Source organism: Micrococcus sp. HMSC31B01 (assembly GCF_001816085.1).
In the GTDB taxonomy this organism is placed as follows: domain Bacteria; phylum Actinomycetota; class Actinomycetes; order Actinomycetales; family Micrococcaceae; genus Micrococcus; species Micrococcus luteus.
Genome location: NZ_KV825449.1, coordinates 1 through 2,899 on the forward strand (window position 1 = coordinate 1; position 2,899 = coordinate 2,899).

Consider the following 2,899-nt stretch of genomic DNA (forward strand, 5'->3'; position numbering starts at 1 on the left):
GGTGCCGCGGCGACCCGCCCGATGCCGCGGGCCAGGCCCGCCAGCGAGATGACGGCGGCGGGGGCGCCGCAGCCGTCCACACCGGTGTGGGCCACCGGCTCGCCGCAGTATTCGGCGATCACCGCGTCCACCTCGCGCTGCAGGGGGTGCGCCGGGTCGAGGTACGTGGCGACGTCGTGCCCGGATGCCGCGCAGGCCGCGAGGAAGCCGGCGTGCTTGCCGGAGCAGTTGAAGGCCAGCGGGGTCGCGGCGGCGGCCTCGCCGTCGCGGCGGACCTGGGCCACGACCTCGGAGGTGTCCGCGGGCCAGGCCGGCGGGCACTGCAGGGCGGACGCGTCGAGGCCGGCGTCCGCGAGCATGCGCTCGGCCAGCGCCTGGTGCCGGAGCGTGCCCCGGTGCGAGCCGCACACGATGGACAGGGCCTCGCCCTCCAGCGCCGCCCCGTGGCGCAGCGACGCGACGGCCTGGAACGGCTTCAGCGTGGAGCGCGGGTAGATCAGCGCGTCCGCGGGGCCGAGCCCGGCCAGCACCCGCCCGTCCGGGCCGGTCACGACGGCGGCGCCCGCCGTCCGGGACTCGACGAAGCCGTTGCGGACGGTCTCCACGAGCTCGACGGCGTCGGACAGGGCGAAGGTCTCGCCCGCGGGGGCGACGGTGGCGTGGGTCATGCGGTCCAGGGTAGCGAGGGCCCCGGACGCGCCGGGCGTCCGGGCCGGTGGGCCGGGTCGGGGACGGCGGCATCACCGGCTCACTCCGCGGAGAGCCGCCCGTCCACCATGGTCAGGGTGCGGTCCGTGGCGGAGAGGAACTCGTGGTCGTGCGTGACCATGAGCGTCGCCACCTGCTCCTCGCGGGTCAGCGTGCCCAGCAGGTCCACGACGGCGGCCGAGCGCTCGCGGTCCAGCGCGGAGGTGGGCTCGTCCACGAGCAGCAGCGTCGGGGAGGCCATGAGCGCGCGCACGATGTTCACGCGCTGCCGCTGGCCGCCCGAGAGCTGGTGCGGGCGCTTGCCGGCCTGGTCGGCCAGGTCCACACGCTCGAGCAGCTCCAGGGCCCGCGCCTTGGCGGCCCTGCGGTCGGCGCGGGTGGCGTCGCGGTCCAGGTGCACGGTCAGCTCGAGCTGCTCGGCCGCGGTGAGGGACGGGATGAGGTTGGGCTGCTGGAAGATCATGCCGATCTCCTGGCCGCGCAGCGCGGTGCGCTCCTTCCGGGACAGCCCGGCCATCTCGCGGCCGGCGACGGACACGCTGCCGGAGGTGGGCGTCACCAGGCCCGCGGCCACCGCCAGCAGGGAGGACTTGCCCGAGCCGGACGGGCCGACCATCGCGGTGAACGTGCCGGGGAGCAGGTCCAGGCTCACCTCGTCCAGGGCGCGCAGCACGCCGCGCTCGCCGTCCGGGTACTCCAGCACGAGGTCGCGCACGGACAGCGCGGGGGTGGCGTCGGCCGCGGCGGCGGGGGTGCGGAGGGCGTCGAGGTCGGCCTGCGGGGCGGTGAGGGTGGTCATGGGGAGGTCCTTTCTCCAGGCGGGGGCGAGGCGGAGCCGAGGGGGACGACGGCGCCGGGCGGCGCCGTCGTCGGGGCGGTCAGTTGCCGCCGAGGGCGACCAGCGGGTCGATCCGGGTGACGCGGTAGACCGCGATGACGGCGGCGAGCATGCCGAGCACGAGGACCCCGGCGGCGGGCACCGCGGTGGTGGCCCACGAGAGCTCGAACGGGACGGCCCGCCCCGCGAACGCGCCGATCACGGCGGCCAGCCCGGTGCCCACGGCCACGCCGCCGACGAGCACGAACGCGGCCTGCGCGAGCGAGTCCTTCAGCACCCAGCCGTTCGAGCCGCCGAGGGCCTTGAGCACCGCGATGTCGCGGGTGCGCTGCACCGTCCAGATGGACAGGAACGCGATCACCACGAGCGCCGAGATGCCGTACAGGAAGCCCTGCATGGTCATCAGGGAGCCGTTCTCGGACCGGTAGCTGGGCAGGGCGGCGTAGGAGCCCTTCACGGTCTCGGCGACGGTGCCCGCGGCGTCGTCACCGGCGGCGGCCACGGCGTCGACGTCGGCGCCGGCGTCGAAGCGCACCAGGCCGGCGGTGCCGAGCACCGCGTCGTCGGCGGTGTGCGAGATGGCGTTCCAGTCCTCGAGCGCCAGCCACGTCACGGGGGAGTGGGAGTAGTACTCGGTCGGCACGACGTCGGCCACGGTGTAGACGAAGCCGGAGACCGCGACGGCGTCACCCTCCTGCGCGTGGAGGGAGTCGGCCACGTCCTGGCTGAGCACGATCTGCCCGGGCTCGACGCCGGCCGGCGCGTCGGAGCCGCCCGGGGTGAGACCGATGAACGCGGTGGTGGCCACGCCGGTGGTGGGCTCGCCGGACACGTCCGCGCGGCCCTGCGGGTCCGTGTCCACGGGGTGCTCGAGGCCGATGGCCCGGCCCTGGCTCACACCGAGCGGCTCGACGGAGGCCACGCCGTCCGTGGCCGCCCACGCGTCGCGCTGGGCCACGGTGAACTCGGACTGGGTGAACGACGCGGTGGGCTCCTGGCCCGCCGCGCCGCCGAAGACCAGACGCTGCACGCCCTGCTCGCCGAGGCGGTCGATCGCGGCGGTGTTCTGCCCGCCCAGGCCGGCCGTGAGGCCGGAGAGCATGACGAGCAGCAGGCTGATGAGGGCCACCACGGAGCCCATGAGGGCGAACCGTCCGGTGGCGAAGCGGAGGTCGCGGAGTGCGAGGAACACGGGGCGCGTCCTTTCCTGGAGAGGTCTGTCCTGAGGTTGCCTCCACGGTCTCGCGCGGGCAGGGGTCGCCACATCGCCCGCGGCGGCTGGACCCGGTCAACCGAATGGTTGATTCCGGCGACGGGGCGGCGCGGCCCCGGGGCGGCGCGGCCCCGGGGCCG

General features: G+C 75.8%; 3 protein-coding genes. All 3 read right to left on the minus strand.

Annotated features, from left to right (window positions below; genetic code table 11):
* Positions 1 to 668: asparaginase (locus HMPREF3105_RS12150; protein WP_141762545.1), on the minus strand; the 668-nt coding region annotated here is incomplete at its 3' end.
* 80 nt (positions 669 to 748) lie between these two features.
* Entirely contained in the window at positions 749 to 1,507 is a 759-nt protein-coding gene (locus HMPREF3105_RS12155) for an ABC transporter ATP-binding protein (protein WP_070709849.1), read from the minus strand.
* Positions 1,508 to 1,586: 79 nt separating this feature from the next.
* Complete coding sequence (locus tag HMPREF3105_RS12160) at positions 1,587 to 2,738, minus strand: ABC transporter permease (protein WP_070709851.1); 1,152 nt, start codon at positions 2,736 to 2,738, stop codon at positions 1,587 to 1,589.
* Positions 2,739 to 2,899: the final 161 nt, after the last annotated feature.

Bases quoted from the DNA above. Each gene is read 5' to 3' on its own strand.
- HMPREF3105_RS12155 (WP_070709849.1), bottom strand. From the start codon at position 1,507: ATGACCACCCTCACCGCCCCGCAGGCCGACCTCGACGCCCTCCGCACC.